General features: G+C 61.6%; 16 protein-coding genes and 3 pseudogenes. 12 read left to right on the plus strand and 7 right to left on the minus strand.

What is annotated here, in order from left to right; translation table 11 throughout:
* The first annotated feature begins 60 nt into the window (after nucleotides 1-60).
* The 4 genes and pseudogenes from ACX12D_RS34680 to ACX12D_RS34695 all read left to right on the plus strand — a co-directional run bounded on the left by ACX12D_RS34680 (nucleotide 61) and on the right by ACX12D_RS34695 (nucleotide 4,409).
* A complete protein-coding gene (locus ACX12D_RS34680) occupies nucleotides 61-1,899 on the plus strand; it encodes a CocE/NonD family hydrolase (protein ID WP_459377172.1) in 1,839 nt (612 codons plus the stop codon).
* Nucleotides 1,900-2,024: 125 nt separating this feature from the next.
* The gene (locus tag ACX12D_RS34685) at nucleotides 2,025-2,954 is read left to right on the plus strand and encodes a LysR substrate-binding domain-containing protein (RefSeq protein ID WP_459377173.1); all 930 of its coding nucleotides are present in this window, start codon (nucleotides 2,025-2,027) and stop codon (nucleotides 2,952-2,954) included.
* Between the two features lie 99 nt (nucleotides 2,955-3,053).
* Nucleotides 3,054-3,427, plus strand: a pseudogene (locus tag ACX12D_RS34690) (zinc-binding dehydrogenase); the annotation flags it as partial.
* A 293-nt stretch (nucleotides 3,428-3,720) separates the two neighbouring features.
* Nucleotides 3,721-4,409, plus strand: a pseudogene (locus tag ACX12D_RS34695) (aminoglycoside phosphotransferase family protein).
* Between the two features lie 64 nt (nucleotides 4,410-4,473).
* Here the strand turns inward: ACX12D_RS34695 and ACX12D_RS34700 are convergent.
* Together ACX12D_RS34700 and gabP are read right to left on the minus strand one after the other, a co-directional pair.
* Nucleotides 4,474-4,674 (minus strand): annotated as a pseudogene (locus ACX12D_RS34700) (transposase domain-containing protein); the annotation flags it as partial.
* A gap of 322 nt (nucleotides 4,675-4,996) precedes the next feature.
* Nucleotides 4,997-6,373, minus strand: a complete 1,377-nt coding sequence (gabP, locus tag ACX12D_RS34705) for a GABA permease (protein ID WP_459377174.1) — start codon at nucleotides 6,371-6,373, stop codon at nucleotides 4,997-4,999.
* A 1,392-nt stretch (nucleotides 6,374-7,765) separates the two neighbouring features.
* Here gabP and ACX12D_RS34710 point away from each other — a divergent pair.
* The 4 genes from ACX12D_RS34710 to ACX12D_RS34725 all read left to right on the plus strand — a co-directional run bounded on the left by ACX12D_RS34710 (nucleotide 7,766) and on the right by ACX12D_RS34725 (nucleotide 12,045).
* Nucleotides 7,766-8,386 carry a hypothetical protein gene (locus ACX12D_RS34710; protein ID WP_459377175.1) on the plus strand — a complete coding sequence of 207 codons (621 nt, stop codon included), beginning with the start codon at nucleotides 7,766-7,768 and terminating at the stop codon, nucleotides 8,384-8,386.
* Between the two features lie 131 nt (nucleotides 8,387-8,517).
* The gene (locus ACX12D_RS34715; RefSeq protein ID WP_459377176.1) at nucleotides 8,518-9,375 is read left to right on the plus strand and encodes a DMT family transporter; all 858 of its coding nucleotides are present in this window, start codon (nucleotides 8,518-8,520) and stop codon (nucleotides 9,373-9,375) included.
* A gap of 22 nt (nucleotides 9,376-9,397) precedes the next feature.
* The gene (locus tag ACX12D_RS34720; protein WP_459377177.1) at nucleotides 9,398-10,993 is read left to right on the plus strand and encodes an amidohydrolase family protein; all 1,596 of its coding nucleotides are present in this window, start codon (nucleotides 9,398-9,400) and stop codon (nucleotides 10,991-10,993) included.
* Entirely contained in the window at nucleotides 10,993-12,045 is a 1,053-nt protein-coding gene (locus ACX12D_RS34725; RefSeq protein WP_459377178.1) for a CobW family GTP-binding protein, read from the plus strand. Before ACX12D_RS34720 ends, ACX12D_RS34725 begins: the two co-directional genes overlap by 1 nt.
* A gap of 79 nt (nucleotides 12,046-12,124) precedes the next feature.
* Here ACX12D_RS34725 and ACX12D_RS34730 read toward each other — a convergent pair whose 3' ends face one another.
* Nucleotides 12,125-13,276 (minus strand): branched-chain amino acid ABC transporter substrate-binding protein, encoded by a 1,152-nt coding sequence (locus ACX12D_RS34730; RefSeq protein ID WP_459377179.1) that lies wholly within the window; start codon nucleotides 13,274-13,276, stop codon nucleotides 12,125-12,127.
* 15 nt (nucleotides 13,277-13,291) lie between these two features.
* The gene (locus ACX12D_RS34735; protein WP_459377180.1) at nucleotides 13,292-14,593 is read right to left on the minus strand and encodes an MFS transporter; all 1,302 of its coding nucleotides are present in this window, start codon (nucleotides 14,591-14,593) and stop codon (nucleotides 13,292-13,294) included.
* A gap of 553 nt (nucleotides 14,594-15,146) precedes the next feature.
* Between ACX12D_RS34735 and ACX12D_RS34740 the strand changes: the two genes are divergently transcribed.
* From ACX12D_RS34740 to ACX12D_RS34755, 4 genes are all read left to right on the plus strand, one after another.
* Nucleotides 15,147-16,442: an aspartate aminotransferase family protein gene (locus ACX12D_RS34740; RefSeq protein WP_459377181.1), complete on the plus strand. Its 1,296-nt coding sequence runs from the start codon at nucleotides 15,147-15,149 to the stop codon at nucleotides 16,440-16,442.
* Between the two features lie 35 nt (nucleotides 16,443-16,477).
* A complete protein-coding gene (locus ACX12D_RS34745; protein WP_459377182.1) occupies nucleotides 16,478-17,185 on the plus strand; it encodes a haloacid dehalogenase type II in 708 nt (235 codons plus the stop codon).
* Nucleotides 17,186-17,274: 89 nt separating this feature from the next.
* Nucleotides 17,275-18,852, plus strand: a complete 1,578-nt coding sequence (locus tag ACX12D_RS34750) for a PucR family transcriptional regulator (RefSeq protein WP_459377183.1) — start codon at nucleotides 17,275-17,277, stop codon at nucleotides 18,850-18,852.
* Nucleotides 18,853-18,947: 95 nt separating this feature from the next.
* A complete protein-coding gene (locus tag ACX12D_RS34755; RefSeq protein WP_459377184.1) occupies nucleotides 18,948-19,277 on the plus strand; it encodes a tRNA-binding protein in 330 nt (109 codons plus the stop codon).
* 52 nt (nucleotides 19,278-19,329) lie between these two features.
* Here ACX12D_RS34755 and ACX12D_RS34760 read toward each other — a convergent pair whose 3' ends face one another.
* From ACX12D_RS34760 to ACX12D_RS34770, 3 genes are all read right to left on the minus strand, one after another.
* Nucleotides 19,330-20,784 carry an NAD-dependent succinate-semialdehyde dehydrogenase gene (locus ACX12D_RS34760; RefSeq protein ID WP_459377185.1) on the minus strand — a complete coding sequence of 485 codons (1,455 nt, stop codon included), beginning with the start codon at nucleotides 20,782-20,784 and terminating at the stop codon, nucleotides 19,330-19,332.
* Nucleotides 20,785-20,871: 87 nt separating this feature from the next.
* Complete coding sequence (locus ACX12D_RS34765; protein ID WP_459377186.1) at nucleotides 20,872-21,600, minus strand: haloacid dehalogenase type II; 729 nt, start codon at nucleotides 21,598-21,600, stop codon at nucleotides 20,872-20,874.
* 12 nt (nucleotides 21,601-21,612) lie between these two features.
* Entirely contained in the window at nucleotides 21,613-22,974 is a 1,362-nt protein-coding gene (locus ACX12D_RS34770; protein ID WP_459377187.1) for an aminotransferase class III-fold pyridoxal phosphate-dependent enzyme, read from the minus strand.
* Nucleotides 22,975-23,012: the final 38 nt, after the last annotated feature.

Here is a 23,012-nt window from a genome sequence, read left to right on the forward strand (position 1 = left end):
GCACAGAGAGCCATACACATACCATATGGAACAGTTCCCCTCCATCCGAGCGACTCACCTATGTCCGATATTGATACCCGCGGTAACGCGTGGAAAGTGCCAGCCTCAGCCTATCTGGAAACTCGCCCTTCCGACTATGGCGTTCCCGAACACCCCGCATCCTGCCATGTCACTATGCGCGACGGATGCCGGCTCGCCGTCGACGTCTACTTGCCTCACCCTAGTGAGACTGCAGCCGCCCCATTGTCGTTTCCGACGATTGCGATCTTCACGCCATACAATCGCCGCTTCCACCTGAGCGCTCCCGGTGCCGAACCTAGCCCGAATGCCGCAAAGTACCGGGATGCTTTTGTACCCAGAGGATATGCTGTCGTCGTTGTCGACGTACGAGGGACAGGCGCTAGCTTTGGCACGCGGGATGCCCTTCGCTCGCCGACCGAGAGAGACGACTACTTTGAAGTCGCAGAGTGGATTGTCAGCCAGCCCTGGTCAAACGGATGTATTGGCTCGACAGGTATCTCCTACCTTGGCGCCGCGGCTTGCTTCCTTGCTAGCACCGGCCATCCTGCTGTCAAGGCCATCGCGCCCCTCTTCTCGGTGTCTGACATCTACAGTGAGCAGTTATATCCGGGCGGGATGTTGTCCAAAGTCTGGGTTGAGGCCTACGACGACCTCATGGTCGCCCTAGACCAGGACCAGCGTGAAATGGTCGCAAGGTTTCCATACTTCAATGACCCACGCTTTGATGGGCCGGAACGTGTCGATGCCGACACTGATGGCAGCCTGGTGCGTGCTGCTGTTGCCGAGCATAGGAACAACTTCGCCCTAGCCGACCTCGCCCCGGAGTTCGCATTCCGCGATGGCGCTGCATTACACGACCCGACGCTCGACTCGGGAAGTTGCAGTCCTTACCGCTATCTAGATGGCATTTCCGCTGACGTCGCTGTCTATTCGATTTCCGGTTGGTACGATGGTGGCGGCTATGCGAATGGTGCCATCACTCGCTTTCTGTCCCTACCGAACAACAACAGCCGATTGCTACTCGGCCCGTGGGACCACGGCGCCCGAACCAATGTTTCCCCATGGCGCAACCACGCCACATCTGATTTCCCGCTACTCGGAGAGGTGCTGCGCTTCTTTGACCACCACCTACTCGGCTCATCGACAGGGATAGAGGAAGAAGCCCGCATCCACTACTACAGTATTCACGACGAGAAATGGCGCAACGCATCGTCATGGCCACCGGCTCCGCTTTCCCGGCGTCTCTACCTGGATAGCGTCAGTGCCCTTTCGAACACAAGCCCATCCACCGAAACGCAAGTGGAAACGCAGGTGAGCTTTGATTGGTCCACCGGGTGCAACACACGCTACGAACGGCTTGGTGCTGCGAACATCGAGGATTATTACCTCGACTGGGACGAACGCATCGCATTACTGCCCGGCTTCGACACGCCGCCGCTCCCCGCACAGCTCGCAATTGCCGGCCACGTAACCGTCGACCTCGGCGTTGCTTCATCGCAACCTGATGCAGCTGTGTTTGTGTACTTGTCGGAGGTAGAGGCTTCCGGTCGAGTTCGCTACATCACCGAGGGCATGTTGCGCGCCCTGCATCGCCAGACTACGCAGTGTCCGCCCGAGTACCGCACCACCTGGCCGTATCGCAGCTTCAGTGCTGCCGATGCCAGCCGGCTCACACCAGGGAAGGTTGAAAGGCTTCACTTCGCGCTACTGCCGGTCGCATGGACACTCGCGGCCGGTAGCCGCCTACGCATCTCAATTGCCGGGGCCGACCGAGGTCACTTTCCCCAGGTGCCGCATGGCAGGCCGCCACGTTTGTCACTGAGCATCGGTGGAGCGAACGCCTCATATATAGACATCCCTGTTCGCGAGGCCGATTAACAAAGTACCGTCGGGAGGGGCGGGAGCATTGCGGCATTACAGTGCTAAAGTTCAATTAGCACTGCGGATGAACAAGGTCCGCCAAAGTAGGCACCCTATCGCACCCGCCTCACTCCCCCCGAACTATGGACTTAAGACAGCTACACTATTTCACCCGCATCGTGGAGTTGGAGAGCATTACCGCTGCGGCGGCTGCACTCCATATCGCGCAGCCCTCCTTGAGCCAGCACGTGGCAAACCTCGAAGCAGAGCTCAAGGCGAAGCTTCTGGTCCGGGGGCCGTTTGGTGCGCGGCCGACAGACATGGGGCATATCCTCTATCGCCATGCAAAAATGGTCCTTCGCCAAATGGACGAGGCTAAGGCGGCGGTGATGCATGGTCGCGATGTGCCGTCCGGGCACGTCACTGTGGGACTTCCGACAAGTACGTCTCGCGTGCTTTCCCTCCCCCTTCTGAAGGTCATTGCCGCGCAATACCCAGAGGTTACTTTAGAAATTATCGAGGGTTCGAGTGCCGACTTGGCCGAGTTCGTTGCAATGCAACGACTGGACATTGCGGTGGCTATGGACGTGCAGCCCCGTCCGAACATGCAATCAATTCCTCTCCTCGAAGAGGAATTGATGCTTGTTGGAAGACCAATTCCTGACCGATGCGACAGGATCACGCTCGCCCATGTCGCGGCACTCCCGCTACTCCTTCCGAGCTTTCCAAATTCTGTTCGGGTGATTTCGGACCGTGCCTTTGCTGAAGGCGGCTTCCACCTTAAGCTGGTCGCTGAAACCAGCGCAGTTTCGGTACTGCTGTCTGCGGTTCGCGCGGGCATGGGTTGGACCATCCTTCCGTGGTCCGCGTTAGCCGATAACGCACATTCAGGGATCGTCAGCCTTCGTATATCCGACGCCAAACTTACGCGACGGGTTAGCCTATGTACATCTTCTTCGGCGCGACTCAGTCTCTCCTGCAGGTCGGTAGAAGAAGCGCTCTTGACGTTGGTGAAGACACTCGTAGCGGAAGAAAAATGGTTGGAGGTTGAGCTAATGACGCCTGCCGCTTAGGACGTGTTTAGTACACCCGCAACAATCGCAATTTTGCAATTATGGAAGGTTGAACACACGGCTGTCGGGGATTGCATCTATATCCAGGCCACCTGGAGTGCAATCTTCGCGCTGCAATTCGCCAAGGCAATGGGCATGACGGTAATCGTCACCTCGTCCTCCGACGACAAGCTCCAACGCGCGCGTCACTTTGGCGCCGACTAACTGATCAACTACTGGCGCGAGCCAGAATGGGCTAAGCCGGAACTGGAAATCACCGGCCGCCGTGGGGCCGATCAGGTCATCGAAGTCGGCGGCCCCGCACGCCGGGACAGACGATCCAGGGCGCGCGCGTGGCCGGCCACATCGCACTTATCGGGATACTCACCGGAGCAGCCGGACCAGCGCCGACTGCCGCCCTGATGGCCCGCCAGCTGCGCCAGCAAGGTCTGATCGTGGGCGGTCGCCAACATAATAAGGATCTGGTGCGCGCCCCGATGTCATGCACGGCGGGCGGGCAGCCGAAGGACCGTGTCCTCAAAGGAGGGATCAAGTCAGGTGGGACCATCTTGCGTGTTGTATTTTCAAGACATGCCGCCAAACCGGAGGAAGGGGGAAAAAGACGCACACAAGGCGCTGAACGGACTCGCCCGTTGTACTCCTGCTGTGGCGCAAGCGGCGAGCAGGTTCCAGTCAATCTACTGCGTCTTCTGCTGGACCTGCAGAGCTGGCGTTGCAGAGTTTCCATTTACCGTCCAACTAGACTGCCCGTTGTACGATATCCGCTATGTTCAGAGACTATCTCCGCCGCTGGGCCTTGACTCCGGATGGCAGCCCTATCCTAACCAACAGCAGTCACCTCGTGCCCCTAAGGCGTCGAGGTGCGCGCGCAATGCTCAAAGTCGCTGTGTCCAGCGATGAAAGGCGTGGCAACGCTGTCATGACGTGGTGGGATGGCAATGGCGCAGCACTCGTATTGGAGCATGGTGATGATGCCGTTCTCCTGGAACGAGCGCGTGTGCCCCCCTCACTTGCCGGTCTCGCCGGCAGCGGGCACGACGAGGAGGCAATCGCATAGCTCGCAATTTAGTCGCCAGATTGCAGACGCCGCGCGCTGCCGTGCGGCCAGATCTGGTTCCGCTGACGCTATGGTTCGCGTCCTTGATGTCTGCATCGGTGGCCCGCGGCGGGATCCTTCGCTTGTCTGCGTTGGCAGCAAGCGATTTGCTATCCACCCCGCAGAATGACGTGGTCCTGCATGGCGACGTGCACCACGGCAACATTCTCCATTTTGACGGGCGCCGCTGGCTTGCCATCGACCCCAAGCGGCAATTGGATGAGCGTGAGTTCGACTACGCGAATCTCTTCTGCAATCCCAGTCACAAGATCGCCGCGAACCCGGCACGCTTTGCGAGGCGAGTCGCTGTCGTGGTGGACTCGATCTCATGCGGGATGGCGCTGCCAACTGACATGTAGGTGAACAGCGGAATGGAACACAAACTGTGCCCGTTGGCAGATCTGGGGGGTATTGTGAGGAGGCTTATGCCGGAGGCAACTGGATGTTCCAGGGCAGCAGAGCCTCGTAGTCATCCGCCGTTTGCGCCATGGGCAAGGCCTTGAATAGCCCGACGAGATATCGATAGGGTTCGATACCGTTGGCCTTTACTGTCTCAACCAAAGAATAGGGGTTCGCGCTGGCGTCCGCTCCGCCAACGGTGTCCGCGAACATCGGTCCCTTGCGGCTATGGAAGAGCTTCCACAACAGGCACGCCTGGTCGTTCGCCGGCGGCGAGTTTGCCGGCCAGCATGCCGCAGTCGTGACGAGCCCGGTGCATTCCGGCAAGCTCCATGAACATCATCCATGGGCCTACCTCAACAACGTATCGCCCCCCCTTCCTACACGCATGAACAGCCGTACCGACGAGCTGCTTCCTTACCACTGGCATCCCGCGCGCTGAGCGCGATCGCTTCATTCACAAACGCCCGTCCGCTGACAAGGTGGGACGACGGGACGCTGACGATTGTTCGCCCAAGAAATGCTGAGCCCCTCATGCCGCGCTCCGCTACGAGATAGCGACCACTGTACGATTGACGTGCCGGCTGCGCCAACATCCGGCGGCGACCACTATGACCGCTAGTATCCCAGTGGCCGCGACTTCGTAACGGTGTTCCGGCCTCAACAACATGAGTACCAGAACTGCACAGATGAAGACGATTACCACCCAGCTTAGCCAAGGAAATCCCCACATCTGAAAATCGGGATGCGCGCCGAGTCGCGACGACTGATATCGCATGCGTAGCTGCGAAACTGCGACGACCAAGTAGACCAGCAGCGCAATAGTGCCGGATGTGGCCATCAGTGTTGCAAACACGTGCTCCGGAACTACGTAGTTCGCAACCACCGCAAGGAAGCCGACCGCTGTTGACCCTAGCACGGCGTAGACCGGCGTACCACGAGCATTTGTTCGTGCAGCTGCGGAGGGCGCATCCCCTCGACTCGCGAGCGAAAACAGCATTCGCGATGCGGTATAGAGCGCGGAGTTCAAGCAACTCGCGACAGAAACAAGAACAACCGCATCGACGATGAGCTTCGCATACGGGATCCCAATCAGTTCAAGCGTTCGCTGGTATGACCCGTGTGTGGGGAGTAGCGGGTCTTGCCATGGTACAAGTGAAACGACAATAAAGATCGATCCGAGATAGAAGATACAAATTCGCCAGATTACCGAGTTCGTGGCCTTGATGATCTGGCGCTTGGCATCTGGTGACTCCGCCGCAGCGATCGTGACTACCTCCGTACCCACAAAGCTAAACATCGTCGTGAGCATTGCAGCGAAGACCGCGCCCAGTCCGTGAGGCATGAACCCGCCTTGACTGGTCAACTGCGAAATGCCGGATACCTCGCTGCCATGTATCAAGCCGAGCACTGCGGCGCCACCCACAGCCAAAAATGCAACAATTGCGACTACTTTTAGTAGCGAGAGCCAGAACTCAAACTCACCGTAGTTACGGACGCTAGCCAAGTTGGCGCAGGTCAACAGAAAGGTAACCGCGAGAGCATAGACCCACATGGCGACGCTTGGGAACCACGAGTGTAGGATCGTGGCAGCGGCATTCGCCTCGAGGGGAATAACCAATACCCAGAACCACCAATACAACCAGCCAATACTGAACCCCGCCCACCTGCCTATTGCCCGATCCGCATAGGTAGAGAATGATCCCGTGTCTGGGGACGCGGCGGCCATTTCCCCAAGCATGCGCATAACCAGCAGCACTAGTAGACCGGCGAACATATAGGCAAGCAGCGCCGCTGGGCCAGCTTCAGCGATTGCGTGGCCTGAGCCAACAAAGAGTCCTGCTCCGATCACTCCGCCAATTGATAGCATTGTGATGTGTCTCTGCTTTAGTCCGTGCGCAAGCGAATGCCTTGAATTGTTCATCTAGTCTCCTTTGAACGGTGCTTATTATTGTGGCCATCACTGGCCCTAGTGACTTCGAGGGCAGAAGGCATACGACTCAACCGATGTGAGCAATCGATGGACAGAGCCCCCGGAGCGATGAAGAGGCTGGCAAAAAGCAGCGCAGCTTTGAGTAGATCGACAAGATGCCTACGTTCACGGATCGGCAGATTCTCCATACTTCCGTGTGCCGTCTAGGCATGCAGCGAAACTGCATCGACTCAATCCGAGTAGAGCCAGAGAAGTAAATTTATTCCGCACATGCTACAAACGAAGGCCCGCTTTGGCTTCGGTTTTAGAGTAGGAATGACGGGATACGCAGTGCTATGAATAGGTGGTGTCCGTCAGAATGAGAGGCGTGATCAGAGATACGATCAATCCTAGAGAGAGCGCGTCGGCACATCATCATCGGGCTCGGAACGAGCCTACACCATGTAGCGCTTTACGGTCTCTCTTGTCCGTAACGAGCTTGTCTTCTGCGCAAACCGTTCGGTGTGAATCCCCCCGCAGCACGCCGCACATCTCGCGTCATCAAATCCAATCAATTTTTCAGATGGCTGCATGACGCGGCGAGCAACGTCAACCTTTTCAGCTTAGTTGGATATGCCGCCAGCTCACGCACGGGTGACCTGGTGGGGGTGAGGCTCAGCGGGCCCGAGGTCGGTATGCGCAAGCAACGCTGACTGCATCGGATCGGAAAAGGTGCAGGGCATGGCAGGGATAGGCGACCCCCAACTCAAAGAATCTGGCGGCCGAACAAGCAACGGTGTAACCGGCCGCCAGTCCACCAATGTTCGCGCTTGGTCGGGGATTGCCCGTGGTGCGCGTGCTTACCAGGCTTGCGGTGAAGCTGCCACCAAGGCGTCAAAGCGGCTCACGCCGTGCGACGCCTTCGTGGCAGTGAGGCGATGATAGACATCGCAGCTCTCAGCCGCATCGGTGTATCCGTAGTAGACGGCGGTCCCATTGTGCTACGTTTGGCAGGAGTTTCGCCGATGCTAGTTCTACTAGCGCGTGCAGCTACCCGACGCAAATGCGCGTCTTGGCCGTGGCCGGTAGTTTGGCCGGATATTCGGCGACATCCTGTGAGATCTCGGTCCCGCCTGCACCTGCGCCATCGCGTGGCGCCATCAGCGAATGCCAACCCGAGCCGGGGTCTTCCCTCGCCGGTCGAGTCGGTACCACGGCCAGCGCGACGGCCTTGGGTAGTGCTATCGCAGCGCATGCGATGCAGTTTGATCCCCGGCCATCGACGGCACGAGGCAAGATAGTATGGTCCGTAGGATGGAAGGCTCCGCAATTCATATTGTCCGTTGGAAGTGCTTGGTGCGCGCCGCATCTATGCTCTTTCCATCGACAACGTGGAGGCCTGCTATGAATCGACGACAATTTTCCACCGGGAGCGGATTGGCACTGCTTGCATTTGGTGCGCTAGCGCAAGAGAAGACTGGGATCCGGCCAGAGCAGGCCGACGTGGCCGGCGTCGACAGCACGCTGGCGGGCCAGGCTACGGCGGCCGTGCGAGGTGGTGAGTCGGTGCAAGACGCCTTTGCACGCTTTGCCGCAGTCGCCGCAAAGGCGATGCCTTTTCTCCACATGACTGCCCTGGTCGCAAAGGCACCTGCGGTGGGCGGCGCAGACGGGCCAGGTGACGTGCGCCGACTTTATTCCAGCGTTCCTTCGGCCTATCCTGTGGGTGGCTGGAAGCATCTCGGGGGTAGCGAATGGGCGGAGCATGTCCTGCAGCAGCAGCGCGTACTGGTTGCCGCCGGCGATGTCGCCCTGGCTCGCTACTTTCCTGATCACGCACTGCTGCGCTCGCTTGGCACGCGCACGCTGGTCAACGTGCCAGTGGTGGTTTGCCGTCGAACCGTAGGGGCATTTGCCTTCCTATGCCAGCACGAAGGTGTGGCTCCCGATGCACTTGCGCAGGTCGTGTCACTGGCACCTAGTGCTGCTGCGGTGTTCGTACTGGGCGCAGGGGAGCAGGCGTGAACGGGGAGGCCGCTGCTCTGCTTCAGGGCGTGCCGGAGGCCGCCACGACCATAGCTGGGACACAGAAGTCGACTGCCGAGCTGAATGACGCCGACGTTTCTGGCACTCCCAGGGTCGGAGCGTGGCTACCCATGGCCTTGGCGGTCTGCGCGCTTTTGATCTGGAGCACGCTCGCCGTGTCGGTGGTCAGCTTGTCCGGTCTGTCGCCGCTGTTGACCACGGGCGTGGCCTTGGCTGGGGGTGGCATCATCGGTCTGCCATGGGTTGCCTGGAGACGGCTGGAGCCGGGCGCCGTGCTAGTGGGCAGTCTGGCCATGTTGGGCTATCACGCGCTCTACTTCTTGAGCCTGAAGACCGCCGATCCCGTCGCGGCCAACTTGCTGCACTATCTGTGGCCGCTGTTCATCATTTTACTGACACCGCTCATGCTGCAAGGCTACAAGCTCACCCGCAGCCATGTTGGTGCCGGCGTGCTCGGCTTCGCCGGTGCGGCCGCCTGCCTTGGAGCGGTACCGGTGTTCGGTGCCGGCGCAGGGGTCGGTTTTGCGCTTGCACTCGTGTCGGCGCTGATCTGGGCTTATTACTCGGTCTGGTCGCGGCGCTTCGCTGAAGTACCCACGGCCACCGTCTCTCTCTACTGCCTGCTTGCCGGCTTGGCTTCGCTTGCGGCCTATGCGGTGCTTGGCCAGCTTCCTGCGTACGACAAGCTTGCGCTGGGCGGTGGCATGCCCTCGCTGGCCCCCAGGCATTGGCTTACCCTGACGTACCTGTCGCTCGGACCGCTGGGCGGCGCCTTTTATCTGTGGGACTACGCGATGAAGAAGGGAAACCCTCATCAGGTGGCGCTGCTGGCTTATGCGGTGCCGGTGGTGTCCACCCTTTTCGTCAGCTTGTTCCTTGGTCGCGGCATTGATGTTGCCACGATGATCGGCGCGGTGCTGGTCACGGTGGCGGTGGGCATCGGCAACCGCGCCGGCCCGCGGCGCTGACATCAACCTGGAAGGGACTGACATGGAAAAAACAAAGGTGGCGGCCATTGAGATCGGCGAGGAAATCGTGGTGGGGTTCGCCAAGTACGGGCTGCCTGGCGTGGCGCCAGCGCGCAGCCGCGATCGTGGCCTGGGGCCATTTCCTCGCATGGTCCTGCGCGGCGCTACGTTGATCGACGGCACCGGCGCTCCCCCCTGGGGCCTGGTCGACATTGTGGTCGAAGGCAACTGGATCGCCGACATCGTCAGCGTCGGTACACCTGGCTTGCCGATCCGCCCCGAGCGCAGGCCGCCGCAGGCGGAACACGAGATCGATTGCGAAGGTCGCTTTGTTACCCCAGGCTTTGTCGACAGCCATGCGCACATCGGCGCACCGTTCCACGCGGCAAGCGGCAACATGCCGGGAGCGGACTACGTCTACAAGCTGTGGCTGGCACACGGCGTGACTTCCGTCCGGGAGGCTGGTTGCTTCAACGGCCTGGCCTGGACGCTGGAGCAGAAGGCCGCCTCGGCTGCGCACCGCATCGCGGCACCGAGCCTGTACGCCTATGCCTATTTCCCGGCCATCAACGACTACCTGAAGACCATCCACACGCCCGCCGCCGCACGCGAGTGGCTGCGCCGGCTTGCCGACAAGGGTGCAGACGGCGTCAAGTTCTTCGGTGCGCCCCCTGCGGTCATGGAGGCCGCGTTGGACGAGGCACGGAACCTCGGGCTGCGCACCTGTTGCCACCATGCCACGTTGGCGGTCAGCCGCATGAATGCGCTGACCACAGCCCAGTGGGGCCTGACCAGTTCGGAACATTCCTACGGTCTACCGGAAGCTCTGTTCGAGGACCGCACTGTCCAGTCATTTCCCTCGGGCTATCACTACAACGACGAATACCTGCGCTTCGCCACGGCGGGCACCACCTTCTTGCAGGCTGCACAACCCGGCAGCGCGAAATGGGAGCAGGTGCTGGACGCCTTTCTTGCCGCCGGGCACACATTCGTGCCCACCATGAACGTCTACGATGCCAACCGCGACCTGATGCGTACACGCCGCGCCGACTGGCACGCGCGCTTCACCGATCCTACGCTGCTGAAGTACTTCGAGCCGCACCGCGGGGGCCATGGATCGTACTGGTATCGATGGACCACGCAAAACGAAGTCGAGTGGCGCGAGACCTTCCGCCTGTGGATGCACTTCCTGCGCGACTTCAAGAACCGCGGTGGCCGCGTCTGTGCCGGCAGCGATTCGGGATTCATGTACCAGGTCTACGGCTTCGGCTTCGTGCGCGAGCTGGAACTGCTGCAGGAAGCGGGCTTCAACCCCCTGGAAGTGCTGCGCGCCGCGAGCTACCAGGGTGCGGAGTTGCTCGGGCTGGAGGCGGAAACCGGGTCGGTCGAGGTTGGCAAGCGCGCGGACCTGCTGGTCCACGACAGTAATCCGCTCGACGACTTCAAACTGCTCTATGGCACGGGTGCGCTGCGGCTGGACGAGGTGCGTCAGCGCGGTCATTGGCAGCGCTGCCTGCGCACCACCATCAAGGACGGTATGGTGTTCGACACCCAGGAACTGCTGGACGACGTTGAAGGGATGGTGGCAGCGGCAAACGCCGCCGAGGACAGCCAGTAATGGAAGCCCCAGCCGAGTTCGTGGTGCTGTCGGGTTTCCTGGGCAGCGGAAAGACCACGCTGCTGGGCGACCTGTTGGCCGCCGATGATGATGGCCGCACAGCTGTCATCGTCAACGACGTGGGGCAGGTCAATATCGATGGCGCGCTGATCGCGGTGACCGCGGGCGTGCCAATGGCCACGCTTAGCAACGGCTGCGTCTGCTGCAGCCTGACCAACGATCTGCAGTACACCATCGAGGCCATGCTGGAGACGCGGAGGCTCTCCGGCGCGCCGGGCTTCCGGCGCATGATCCTGGAGTGCAGTGGGCTATCCGATCCCGGTGCGGTGTTGCGCAGCCTTTCCGAACTGGCGCACTTGCGCATGCGCGTGCGTGTGGTGACCACCTATGCCTGCGACAGGCCGATGGCGGATCGGGAGGAGTTCGGCCTGGCTGCCGCGCAACTTGCCGCTGCCCACATGATCGTCCTGACGCGAATGGACGTCGCCGACTCCGAACAGATCGTGCAAGCTACGGCGTTGGTTCGTGCGCTAGGCGCCATGGCCACGCTGGTGGCCGAGCGCGACCGGCACGTACGTGCCCTGCGCGCCTTCGACGAGACTCACGCAGCGGAACCCACGCTCCCGCGCAGTCCTGCTGCCTTCCTGGCGGAGGGTACGGTTGGTCATCCTCGCATCAACGTGTACGCACTGCAGTGGAATGGCCAGGTTGCATGGCCATTGCTCGCCGCGTGGCTGGAGAACCTAGCCGGTTACCTGGAGGCGCGGTTGCTGCGAGTCAAGGGGCTGGTTGTGGTGGAGGGATGCGAGGAGTTGTTGCTGATCCAGGGTGTGGGGCAGCACTTCGATACGCCGCGGCGTATCCGCGCGGATGATTCATCCACCGACAGTCTGGGTGGGCGGCCGTCGAGCCTTATCATCATTGCCCGCGATACTGAATTGACGGAGATCCGCGACATCGGGCCGGCGCTGTCGATGCCGTGCCGCCTGTCGATGATACGATCGCCCGGTGCCGGCAGTGCTCCGGTCCGGCTGGCGCGGCTGCAGGAGTAGGCCAGACAAGTACTCCAAATGAAGAAACGCCGGACGGGATACTCGCACGGCGCTCTTCATTTGCAGCCCGGCGTAGGCTTCAGCGGCCCGCGAGGCTTTCCAGCGGCTGCCACTTGCCCGACACTACCTTGTAGATCGTGATGCCGCCTTCCTTCAGGTCGCCATGGCTGTCATAGGCGATTTGCTGCGAGGTGACGCCGGCCATAGCGGTCGACGCCAGCGCGGGCAGGTAGCGGTCCGGCTCAGTCGATCCCGCCTTGACCATCGCCTTCATCATGGCCATCGCGCCGTCGTAGGCATAGGGCGAATACGTCTGCACCGGCGAGCCGAAGCGCTTTTCATAGCGTTGGCTGTAAGCCTTGCCGCCTGGCATCTGGTCCAGGGGCAAGCCTGCTAGCGAACAGATGGCACCCTCCGCCGCCGTGCCTGCCAGGCGGATGAAATTGTCGGTCTTCGACATCTCGCCCGAAACCAGGACCGATTTCATGCCCAACTCGCGCATCTGCTTGGCCAACGGTGCCGATTGCGCCTCCGCGCCACCGTAAAACACCACGTCCGGGGACAGACGCTTCAGGTTGGTCAGCACGGCCTTGAAGTCGACCGCCTTGTCGTTGGTGAATTCACGGCGCACGATAGCGCCGCCCGCCGTGCGCGCAGCCTTCTCGAATTCGTCTGCCAGGCCTTGGCCATAGGCCGTGCGGTCGTCGATGATGGCGATCTTCTTCGCTCCCAGCTTGGAGACCACATAGGCCCCCACCACGCTACCCTGCTGGGTGTCCGAGGTCATCATGCGGAAGGTGGTCTTGAAGCCCTGGCGCGTGTACTCGGGCGCCGTGGCCATGGAGATCTGAGGCACGCCGGCGCGGCTGTACACCGCTGACGCTGGGATGCTTGTGCCGGAATTGAAGTGTCCGAGCATCCCCTTGATGCCGCCATCGACCAGCTTCTGCGCTACCACCGAGCCAGTCTTGGGATCGGCCTGGTCGTCCTCGGCGGCGAGGGCAAAACGGACCTCGCGTCCGCCGATCTTGGGATGGCTGGCGTTGAAGTCCTCCAGTGCGAGTGTCACCCCGTTCTGCATGTCCTTACCGTACTGCGCCTGGCCGCCGGTCATGGGTGCGGCAAAACCAAGCCTCACTTCCTGGACCTGCGCCTGTGCGAACGGGCTGGCCAACACCAGCGCGGCTGCGGCGCAGGCGCTCAACGTGATGCTTCGATTGCAATGCTTCATCTATTTCTCCTTGTTTTATTGATGGGTGGTGCTACGTACGCGGTCACGGAATCCCAGCGTTACGCCGAGGAAGCTGACGGCTGCTGCCGCGATGACATAGATAGCCGGCGCCATGGCGCTGCCGGTGGTGGCGATGAGCCAGGTGAGGATCAGCGAGGCGAAGCCGCCGAAAGTCATCACCGCGACGTTGTAGGCAACCGAGAGTCCGGTGGACAGGATCTTGGTGGGGAATATCTCCGAGAACGCGGCGAGGATGGGGCCGGTGTATCCGGCAATCAGCACACCGAACACTGCCTGGAACAGGATCAGGTTGAACTGGGTCGGCGCCGACACCACCAGTGCGAACATCGGATAGGCGATCAGCAGGATCCCGCCGGAACTGAAGGCCAGAAGCTTGCGGCGTCCGATGCGGTCCGACCAGGCGCCGACGAAAGGAGACAGTACGGTGATGATGAGGCCGCCTACCACGCCGGCGATGAAGGACATCGACTGCGGCATCTTGAGCGTCTTGACAGCGTAGGTCGGCATGTAGAACAGCAGCACGTAGATGCAGACCGTCCACAGGATCACCATCGAGAACGTGGTGAAGGTCTCGCGTGGATAGTTCAGCAGCACTTCCATGAAGGGCTTCTTGACCTTGTCCTTGTTGGCGAGGAAGGCCGGGGTCTCGTCCACGCCGCTGCGGATGTAGAAGCCGATGGGGCCGATCAGGATGCCGAGCAGGAAGGGAACGCGCCAACCCCATGCCTTGACCTCGGCGGGCGTGAGCCACAGCGTCAATACCGTCCCCGCGAGCGCACCGAGCACCACCGCGAATCCGATGCTGCTCTGGATCCAGCTTGCGTAGTAGCCCTTCTGGTCCTCGGGTGCATGCTCGGTCAGGAAGGCCGTGGCGCTGCCCATTTCCCCGCCAGCCGAGAAGCCTTGCAACAGGCGCGCGATGATGATCAGCACAGGTGCGCCGATGCCGATCTGTTCATACGTCGGCGCCAGCCCGATCAGAGCCGTGCCGGCCGCCATCAGCAAGATGGTCAGCGACAGAGCCGCCTTGCGGCCCACGCGGTCGGAGTACATGCCAATCAGGATGCCCCCGATCGGTCGGACGACAAAGCCCACGCCGAACGTAGCCACCGACAGCATCAACGAGGTGAGCTCGTTGCCGGTGGGGAAGAACAGTTGCCCGATGGTGATGGCAAAGAAGCCATACACCATGAAGTCGAACCACTCGAAGCCATTGCCCAATATCGTCGCCGTGATTGCGCGCCGCCGGCGCCTGGCCTCATCCGGCGAGGCCGCTATTGATGCTGTCATCTCCATTTTCGTTTCCTTTCCTCTGGCAGTTTCGATTTCCGCCGGGCACTGACAATCCTGACCGGCCTGTAGCGGCTGCTTGCAGCGCTGTATTGCATTCAATAGCAGTGCGGATGGCATTCCTATCTACGTTTTGCAGGAATCACCGAGGCAGTCGTCCATCACTGAATAGGAGCCCTCAACACTGGTGCGCCTTGATGCTTGTTTGTGGTGCGATCCCGGCGGCGCGAACGATTGCGTAGCTTTGGCCGGTTGCCTCTCAAAAGGGTTGATGGATAAGGGCACCGGGGTCGCCGCCTGCGAACAGGTTCCGCAATCCGATCGATATCGAGCGAACTTTGATGGCGCCTCTGCACTTCGCTGGTGCGGGTTGTGCATCAAGAACAGGGAATCGCATTTTTTGCGAAAGACCGTGCGATACATACGAAAGCAACGCCCTCATTCCCTATCAGGTGCAGGTAGTCGCGCGGCAACGCCGATCCTAAGATGTTATCGACCCCCGGTATGGGGCGATGGCTACCCTGAAACGACGAAAGTCCAGAGAACGTGAGGACAAGAGATGGCAGTGGATACGAACAAGCAGACGGCGCTCGCGAAAGCGCGCTCGGAACATGTGGCGCGTGGTGTGGTGACCGCCCACCCGATCTTTATCGAGCGCGCGCAGGGCTCGCACGTGTGGGATACGGAAGGCCGTAGCTATCTGGATTTCGTCGGCGGCATCGGCGTGCTGAATGTCGGCCACAATCACCCGCGTGTGGTGGAGGCGGTCAAGAAGCAACTCGACCGGCTGAGCCATGCAGCATTTCAGGTGGCCGGCTACGATGTCTACATCGATCTGGCCGCGCGCCTGAACGCACTGATCGGTGGCGATGACGTCTACAAGACCGTATTCCTGACCACCGGCGCGGAAGCCGTGGAGAATGCCATCAAGATCGCACGCGCTCACCGCAATGCGCCCGGCGTGATCGCGTTCCGCGGAGGCTTCCACGGCCGTACTTTGCTCGGCATGACGCTGACCGGCATGAGCACGCCTTACAAGCAGAACTTCGGGCCGTTTGCCGGCGACGTCTACCATACGCCGTATCCCGATCCGTATCGCGGCTTCAGCGGCGACGATGCACTGCGTGCCCTCGACGAGTTGTTTGCTACGCAGATCGCGCCCGAGCGCGTCGCCGCGATCATCATCGAACTGGTGCAAGGCGATGGCGGCTTCCTCGCCGCGGGCGAGGATTTCCTGCGCAAGCTGCGCGCCCTGGCGACGAAGCACGGCATTGTCCTGATCGCGGACGAAATCCAGACCGGCTTTGGACGCACAGGCGAGCTGTTTGCCTTCCAACAGGCCAACATCAAGCCTGACCTCGTCACCGTGGCCAAGAGCCTGGCGGGCGGCTTGCCGCTGTCGGCCGTAATCGGCCGCGCCGACATCATGGACGCGCCCGAACCGGGCGGCCTGGGTGGTACCTACGCCGGCAGCCCCCTGGCATGCGCCGCCGCCCTCGCCGTGCTCGATTTGTTCCAAAAGGACGGGTTGCTGGAACAGGCCAATCGTCTGGGTGACGTACTGCGCACGGGCCTGGAAGAATTGGCACTACGGCACGCCGAGATTGGTACCATTCGCGGTGTGGGGCCGATGCTGGCGCTGGAGTTCGTCAAGAACGGCGATCCTATGCAGCCCGATGCCGGCTTCGCCCAGCGTGTCATCGACGCTTGTCGTGAAGGTGGCCTGCTGGTAATCAAGTGCGGTGTGCATCGCAACAATGTGCGTCTGCTGGCGCCATTGACAACGATGCTCGACGACGCGCGCGAAGCCGTGGCGATTCTTGGGCGAGCCATCGAGACGGCCCGTGCGCACTGAGGCGCGGCCGGCTCGCCCACAATAGCAAGGACATCATGGAAAGCGAGATTGCGGCAAAGTTCGCCGGCAAGACAGTACTGACGATCGACGTCTACGGCACGCTGATCGATTGGGAGCGGGGCATCTGCAACGCGCTCGGCCCAATCCTGCGTGACCGGGGGCACTCGATCGGGGATGACGACATGCTGGAGCGCTATGCCTGGCACGAGTCCGCCCTGGAAGCCGGCCCCTACATGACTTATCGAGAGATCCTCGAAGAGGCGTTACGGCGCATTGCCGGGGACCTGGGTTTCGAGCCCAACGAGGTCGAGCTGGACGCATTCTCGCATTCCGTGGGTGACTGGCCTGTTTTCCCGGATTCCCATGACGCGCTGGTAGCGCTGCAGCGGCGCTTCCGACTCGCTGTCATCACCAACGGTGACGATGAGTTCTTTGCGTTGTCCAACAAGCGCCTGGGAATCGAATTCGACCATGTCATCACCGCGCAGCAGGCGCGCAGCTACAAGCCCTCGCTAAACAATTTCCACGTGGCGCTCGGCCGTATCGAGACACCGCGGTCGCAGATTCTCCACGTCGCGCAGAGTCTCTTTCACGATCACGTCCCGGCGCAGGCGCTGGGCCTGCAGACGGTATGGATCAATCGTCGTGTCGGCAAGCCAGGATTCGGCGCGGTGCCCAAGGCCAACGCGGTTCCGGACGCGGAGTTCCCGGACATGCGGTCCTTTGCGCTGGCCATGCTGTGAATTGCGTTGGGAAACTCGCGACACGGTTGATCCGCAGTGTGTTTTTGATAGCGGCGCCGCCGCGATAGACTCGCCCGCTCACGAAAATCATGGACATCTCGACGGCACTAGTTTCGACAGTTCTGCGCAGCGCACGCGTGGTGGCAGGACAAGGCGCCCTCACGAACGAGATCCGCTGGGTCCATATGGTGGACCACCCAGACATCGTCGCATGGGTTCAGGGCGGACAGTTGTTGCTGACCACCGGCTATAACTGGCCGCGCGACGAGGCATCGGCCCGGGCACTGATCCACGCGTTGCGCGAGCGGGATCTGGCGGGGGTCGTGCTGGCTGTGCCGAATTTCCTCGAGCACTTCCCCGAAGGGTCCGTGGAGGCCGCCAACGAAGTTGGGCTGCCGCTTCTCGAACTCGACTGGGCGATTCCGTTCAGCGCGATTACAGAGGAAATCCACTCCAGCATCATTCGCCGCCAAAGCGAGCTGATCGAACGCTCGGACGAAATTCACCGCGCGCTGACAGACGCCGCGGTGATGGCCAACACGCTTGGCGACCTGGCGCACGCGCTGGGCAATCTATTGGACCGCAAGGTCAATTTTGTCGATACCGACGGCCTGCTCCTGGGGTCGAGTGAAAACGAACAGAGTGATGGCGCGCTGGCAAAGAAGGAGCGCACCTATTTCCGCGCGCTGAACAATCGTCTCATCCTGCGCCAGATACTGGACAGCGTGAGCCCGGTCCTGATCGATGCGCAGTCGGAGACCGGCATGCCGCGCAGGCTCGGCTGCCCGATCCGGATCCGCGGAGAGATGGCTGCCATCGTGTTCGTCGACGAAGGCGACAGTCCGCTTGGCGAACTGGAGATTCGAGCGGCGGAGCGTGCTTCCATCATCGGCGCGCTGCATCTCGCGCATATGCGGGCATTGCATCTTCAGGAAGAGCGCCTCGGCTATGCGCTCGTCGGCACGTTGCTCGAAGGCAAGTTCGAGGAAACCCCTTCGGCACTCGAGCGTGCCCGCGTGGGTGGATGGAATCCAGCAGGCGAGTACCGAGTCTGCCTTGTATTGCTTGACGAACCACTGCCGCTCTCACGGGAGGGGTTTTTGCGCCGTGAGCGCTGGGTTGAGCGCTTGCGCAAGTATCTTGATGGTCTTGGCGAGCCACCTTTGATCCTCGTATCGCTGAACCAGATCACCTTCCTGCTGTCATCACAGTTTGAATTGGAACCCCTGTGGCGCGTGCTGGGCAGCCGTGGTGCGGCGCTGGCTGTGAGCCGCTCGCATAGCGGTGTGGCTGGTATGGCCCAGGGCGGCAAGGACGTGCAGTCACTCCTGCCGCTGCTCAAGTCTGGCAAGCTGCATCACTTCCAGGAAGTGATGTTTCCCCGGGCGCTGATGGGCGATGCAGGCGCGCGTGAGCTGTTCATCGGTAGCAAGCTGGGTCCGCTGATGGCGGACAAGAAGAATGAGTCGCTGTTGGAGACGCTCGAGGTACTCTGCGCGGAGGGATTCCAGCTGGCAAACACCGCCCGTCGACTCGGCATACACATCAGTACGCTGCGCTACCGCGTGGAACGCATCGAAACGCTGCTGGGTACTCCGCTGGAGGACCAGGGAAACCGGTTCGAGCTGCAGGTGGCGGTTGCCCTGTATCGGCTTTCCGAAGAATAGAGCGCATGCCCTCTGTGGCATGGCCTTGCCATCCTCTGGCTCGGTGCGCGATCGCATCGGCCATCTCATTGAATCTCAACGACCAGGAGTCATGCATGAGTGCATATGAAGCATTTGCGTCCGTCGACATGCGTGTCGGCACGATCGTTCGCGTCGAACTGAACGAGAAGGCCCGCAACCCGGCCTACAAGATGTGGATCGATCTGGGGGAGCTCGGGACGATGACGTCGAGTGGGCAGTATGTGAATCGCTACCAGGCCGAGGAACTGGTCGGCAGGGCTGTGGTCTGTGCCACCAACCTTGGGGAGCGCCGAATCGCCGGTTTCCTGTCCCAAGTGCTTGTGATGGGGGTGGAGTCCGAGCCGTCGGTGGTGAATCTGTTGACGGTGGATGGCAGTGTGCCGAACGGCAGCAAGGTGTTCTAAGTTCACTGAATGCACTATGGCCTAAGCCATAGTGCATGGTTTCAAGCCGGTATCAGCCGATCTCGAAATGCAGGGTCTGCGATTCCAGGAACTCGTCGATGCCGTGGTGCGAACCTTCGCGGCCCAGCCCCGATTCCTTGACGCCGCCGAAGGGTGCCACCGCCGACGAAATCACGCCGGTATTGATGCCGACCATGCCGTACTCCAGTGCTTCGCCGACACGGAACACGCGGTTCAGATCGCGCGAGAACAGATAGGCGGCGAGGCCGTACGGCGTGTCGTTGGCGCGGCGGATCACTTCAGCCTCGCTGTCGAAGCGGAAGAGTGCCGCCACCGGACCGAAGGTCTCCTCGCTGGCCACCAGCATCTCGTCGGTGGCGCCAGCGACCACGGTCGGCTGGAAGAACTGCTCACCGCACCCCGTTGATTTGCCACCCAGCATGACCTGTGCGCCCTTCGCAACTGCGTCGCTGACGTGGTTCTTCACTTTGTCCAGCGCTGCCTTGTTGATCAGCGGGCCGATCGTCACGCCCGCCTCGGTACCAACTCCGACGTGCAGCTTCTTCACGTTCTCCACCAGGCGAGCGATGAACTGATCGTAGACTCCCGCCTGCACGTAGATCCGATTGGCGCAGACGCAGGTCTGGCCGCTGTTGCGGAACTTGCTGGCCATCACGCCGGCCACGGCGGCGTCGAGGTCCGCGTCGTCGAACACGATCACCGGGGCATTGCCTCCGAGCTCCATGCTCACGCGCTTGACGGTGTCCGCGCACTGGCGCAGCAGCAGCTTGCCGACATGGGTCGAGCCGGTGAACGTCAGCTTGCGTACGATGGGGTTGGCGGTAAGTTCGCCGCCGATGGCTTGCGGCCGGCCAGTTACGATGTTGAGCACGCCGGCGGGGAAGCCGGCGCGCTTGCCGAGTTCCGCCAATGCCAGCGCCGAGTATGGCGTCAGCTCCGAGGGCTTGACCACCACGGTGCAGCCGGCGGCCAGTGCCGGTGCCAGCTTGCGGGTGATCATGGCATTGGGGAAGTTCCAAGGGGTAATGGCCGCACAGACGCCCACCGGCACCTTGCGCACGAGGATCCGGCGACCCGCCTGCGTAGCCGGGATGGTTTCGCCGTAGGCACGGATACCTTCCTCGGCGAACCACTGAACGAACGACGCGCCGTACAGAATCTCGCCGCGGGACTCCGCCAGCGGCTTGCCTTGTTCCAGGGTCATCAGCAGCGCCAGATCGTCGACGTGCGCCAGCATCAAGTCGTGCCACTTGCGCAGCTTGGCCGCCCGCTCGTGGGTGGTCAGCGCGCTCCAGGCGGGCAAGGCGCGATTCGCAGCCTCGATGGCGGCGCGGGTGTCCTGCTCGTCGCAGTCGGGGATGGTACCCAGCGTAGCTCCGGAGGCGGGATCGACTACGTCGAGTGTTTGGCCGGAGCGGGCATTTGCCCACTCACCGCCGATAAATGCTTGCTGGCACAGCAGTGCCGGGTCCGTTAGTTTGATCATGTCGAAATCCTGGTGAGGCGGCCGCGGCCGCCGCCGCGGCGCCCGCCGATTGCATGAGCCGTCGGCAGGCGCGCGAGGGAAAGCCCTTCAGCCCTTCAGTTCTTCCTGATGCGCACGTGCCAGCGCGGCCATGCTCTCGAAGCGGAAGTCATACTTGGGCGTGCCCGGGGGAGGCATGGTCGCACCCCAGCCCTTGTCGGCGTGGCGGCGGTCGATCCAGGCCGAGGCCAGGCCAAAGCCGTTGGCAGGCGCGTGGTCGTGGAACAGGCTCTGCGCCGTGTGCAGAATGTCTGCCTTCTCGAGGCCGTGATCCTGCTTCAAACGCGCAAGCATGTATTCAAAATTGCGCGGACTCGGCTTGTACGAGCCAATGTCCTGGGCGCTGTAGATCGCATCGAACTCCACGCCCAGCCGTGCATTGCTGGCGCGGAAGGAGACGCGGTCGACGTTGGACAGGATCACCAGCTTGAAATGCTGCTTGAGGTAGCGCAGGGCTTCCACCGAATCGGGGAATTCGGGCCAGTCGTGCACCGATGCGCCAAAAATGTTGGCTTCCTCGTCGGTCACGCCCACGTTCCAGGTGTTGGCGAGGCGGCGGTACACCACGCCCAGCAGCACCGAGTAGGCCAGGGCCGGTGTCAGGATCTCTTGGTCGGCTTCATGTTTCGCGTAGACCTCCAGGATCTCGTCACGTGACTTGGCGGTCAGGCCGGCCTTCTCGATCAGCGGCCGCAGGCCGTTGAAGATGCCGGTCTCCCAGTCGATCAACGTGCCGTAGCAGTCGAAGGTCAGTACTTTGAAGTCTTTGAGTTTCATGGTGGCTCCTGGTTAGAGAGTGTCTGCGACTGCTTTGTCGAGGGAGAATCGCAGGATTTGGATCAGTGTATCCACGTCGGCCTTGGTGTAGTTCAGGGCCGGAGCGAATCCGAGAATGTCGTCGGAGAAGGCGCGGAAAACCAGGCCTTCCTCGAGCGCGTGAGTCAATACGCGTTCGCCGAGTCGATGGTCTTTCGATGGCTTTTGCTTGGTGGTCTTGTCGGTCACCAGTTCTACGGCCGCCAACATGCCGCGTCCGCGCACCTCGCCCACATAGGGCAGCACCTCAAGTGCCTTGAGCTGATCGAGGAAGTACTCGCCGATCCGTACACCGTTGTCGAGCAGGCCCCCGTCGAGGTAAAGGTCGAGTGCGGCGTTGGCAACGGCGGCACTGACCGGATGGCCGGAGTAGGTCTGGCCGTGGCCGAAGGCTTGACCTTCGCCTCCGTCGGCGATGGCACTGTATATCCGGTCGTTGATCAGGGTTGCGCTCATGGGCGCGTAGCCGGAGGTCAGGCCCTTGGCGAGCGTCAGGATGTCCGGGCTCACGCCTTCTCTCTCGCAGGCGAACAACGGACCGGTGCGACCGAAGCCGGTGATGACCTCGTCGACGATCAGCAGGATGCCGAGACGGTCGCAGGTGGCCCGCACCGTGCGCAGGAAGCCGGGCGGAGGCACAATCACGCCGCCCGAACCCTGGATGGGTTCACAGATGAAGGCAGCTACGCGTTGCGCGCCGATCTCCTCCACCTTGGCCTCCAGCGCACGGACTGTGCTGTCCAGTACGGCTGCCGGATCAGGGCCGTCCGGATGGCGATAGGGGTACGGCGAGGGAATGTGGTGCTGGTTCGCGGCCGGCACGTCGAAGTAGCGATGGAACAGCGGTAGCGCGGTCAGGCCGCTGCCAGTGGTGGAGCTGCCGTGGTAGCCACGCTGCAGCCCAATGAAATGCTTCTTCTCGGGCCGGCCAGTGGCGTTGAAAAAGTAGCGCACGACACGGATTGCCGTATCGACGGCATCGGAGCCCCCCTGACCGAACAGTACCCGGCTCAGGCCTTTCGGCGCTAGTTCGGCCAGCCGCGCGGCAAGACGTATGGCCGGCTCGCTCGCAAAGTGGAAGTAGCCGGTGGCATATGGCAATTTTTCCAACTGCCGCGTTGCGGCTTCGACCAGCGACGCCTGGCCATAGCCGGCATTTACGCACCACAGCCCCGAGAAGGCATCCTGTACTCGGCGGCCTTCAGTGTCGATCAGGTGAACACCTTCGGCGGATTGCCAGATGCGTGCGCCGCGCGCTTCGTGTTGGCGCAGCGGGGTGACGGGATGCACCCAATGGGCGCAGTCTTGCTCGACAAGCGATCGTGTATTCGACATGGTCGGTCTTCTCTCAATGGGTCTGGACGATAGGCGAG

The sequence above is a fragment of the Cupriavidus sp. PET2-C1 genome (assembly GCF_054515855.1).

Excerpts from the sequence above, each read along its gene's own strand:
- ACX12D_RS34740 (WP_459377181.1), top strand. The coding sequence starts at position 15,147 with ATGGCAGTGGATACGAACAAGCAGACGGCGCTCGCGAAAGCGCGCTCG.
- ACX12D_RS34770 (WP_459377187.1), bottom strand. The coding sequence starts at position 22,974 with ATGTCGAATACACGATCGCTTGTCGAGCAAGACTGCGCCCATTGGGTG.
- gabP (WP_459377174.1), bottom strand. The coding sequence starts at position 6,373 with ATGAACAATTCAAGGCATTCGCTTGCGCACGGACTAAAGCAGAGACAC.
- ACX12D_RS34755 (WP_459377184.1), top strand. The coding sequence starts at position 18,948 with ATGAGTGCATATGAAGCATTTGCGTCCGTCGACATGCGTGTCGGCACG.
- ACX12D_RS34745 (WP_459377182.1), top strand. The coding sequence starts at position 16,478 with ATGGAAAGCGAGATTGCGGCAAAGTTCGCCGGCAAGACAGTACTGACG.
- ACX12D_RS34750 (WP_459377183.1), top strand. The coding sequence starts at position 17,275 with ATGGACATCTCGACGGCACTAGTTTCGACAGTTCTGCGCAGCGCACGC.
- ACX12D_RS34680 (WP_459377172.1), top strand. The coding sequence starts at position 61 with ATGTCCGATATTGATACCCGCGGTAACGCGTGGAAAGTGCCAGCCTCA.
- ACX12D_RS34710 (WP_459377175.1), top strand. The coding sequence starts at position 7,766 with ATGAATCGACGACAATTTTCCACCGGGAGCGGATTGGCACTGCTTGCA.
- ACX12D_RS34725 (WP_459377178.1), top strand. The coding sequence starts at position 10,993 with ATGGAAGCCCCAGCCGAGTTCGTGGTGCTGTCGGGTTTCCTGGGCAGC.
- ACX12D_RS34765 (WP_459377186.1), bottom strand. The coding sequence starts at position 21,600 with ATGAAACTCAAAGACTTCAAAGTACTGACCTTCGACTGCTACGGCACG.
- ACX12D_RS34720 (WP_459377177.1), top strand. The coding sequence starts at position 9,398 with ATGGAAAAAACAAAGGTGGCGGCCATTGAGATCGGCGAGGAAATCGTG.
- ACX12D_RS34715 (WP_459377176.1), top strand. The coding sequence starts at position 8,518 with ATGGCCTTGGCGGTCTGCGCGCTTTTGATCTGGAGCACGCTCGCCGTG.
- ACX12D_RS34735 (WP_459377180.1), bottom strand. The coding sequence starts at position 14,593 with ATGGAGATGACAGCATCAATAGCGGCCTCGCCGGATGAGGCCAGGCGC.
- ACX12D_RS34730 (WP_459377179.1), bottom strand. The coding sequence starts at position 13,276 with ATGAAGCATTGCAATCGAAGCATCACGTTGAGCGCCTGCGCCGCAGCC.
- ACX12D_RS34760 (WP_459377185.1), bottom strand. The coding sequence starts at position 20,784 with ATGATCAAACTAACGGACCCGGCACTGCTGTGCCAGCAAGCATTTATC.
- ACX12D_RS34685 (WP_459377173.1), top strand. The coding sequence starts at position 2,025 with ATGGACTTAAGACAGCTACACTATTTCACCCGCATCGTGGAGTTGGAG.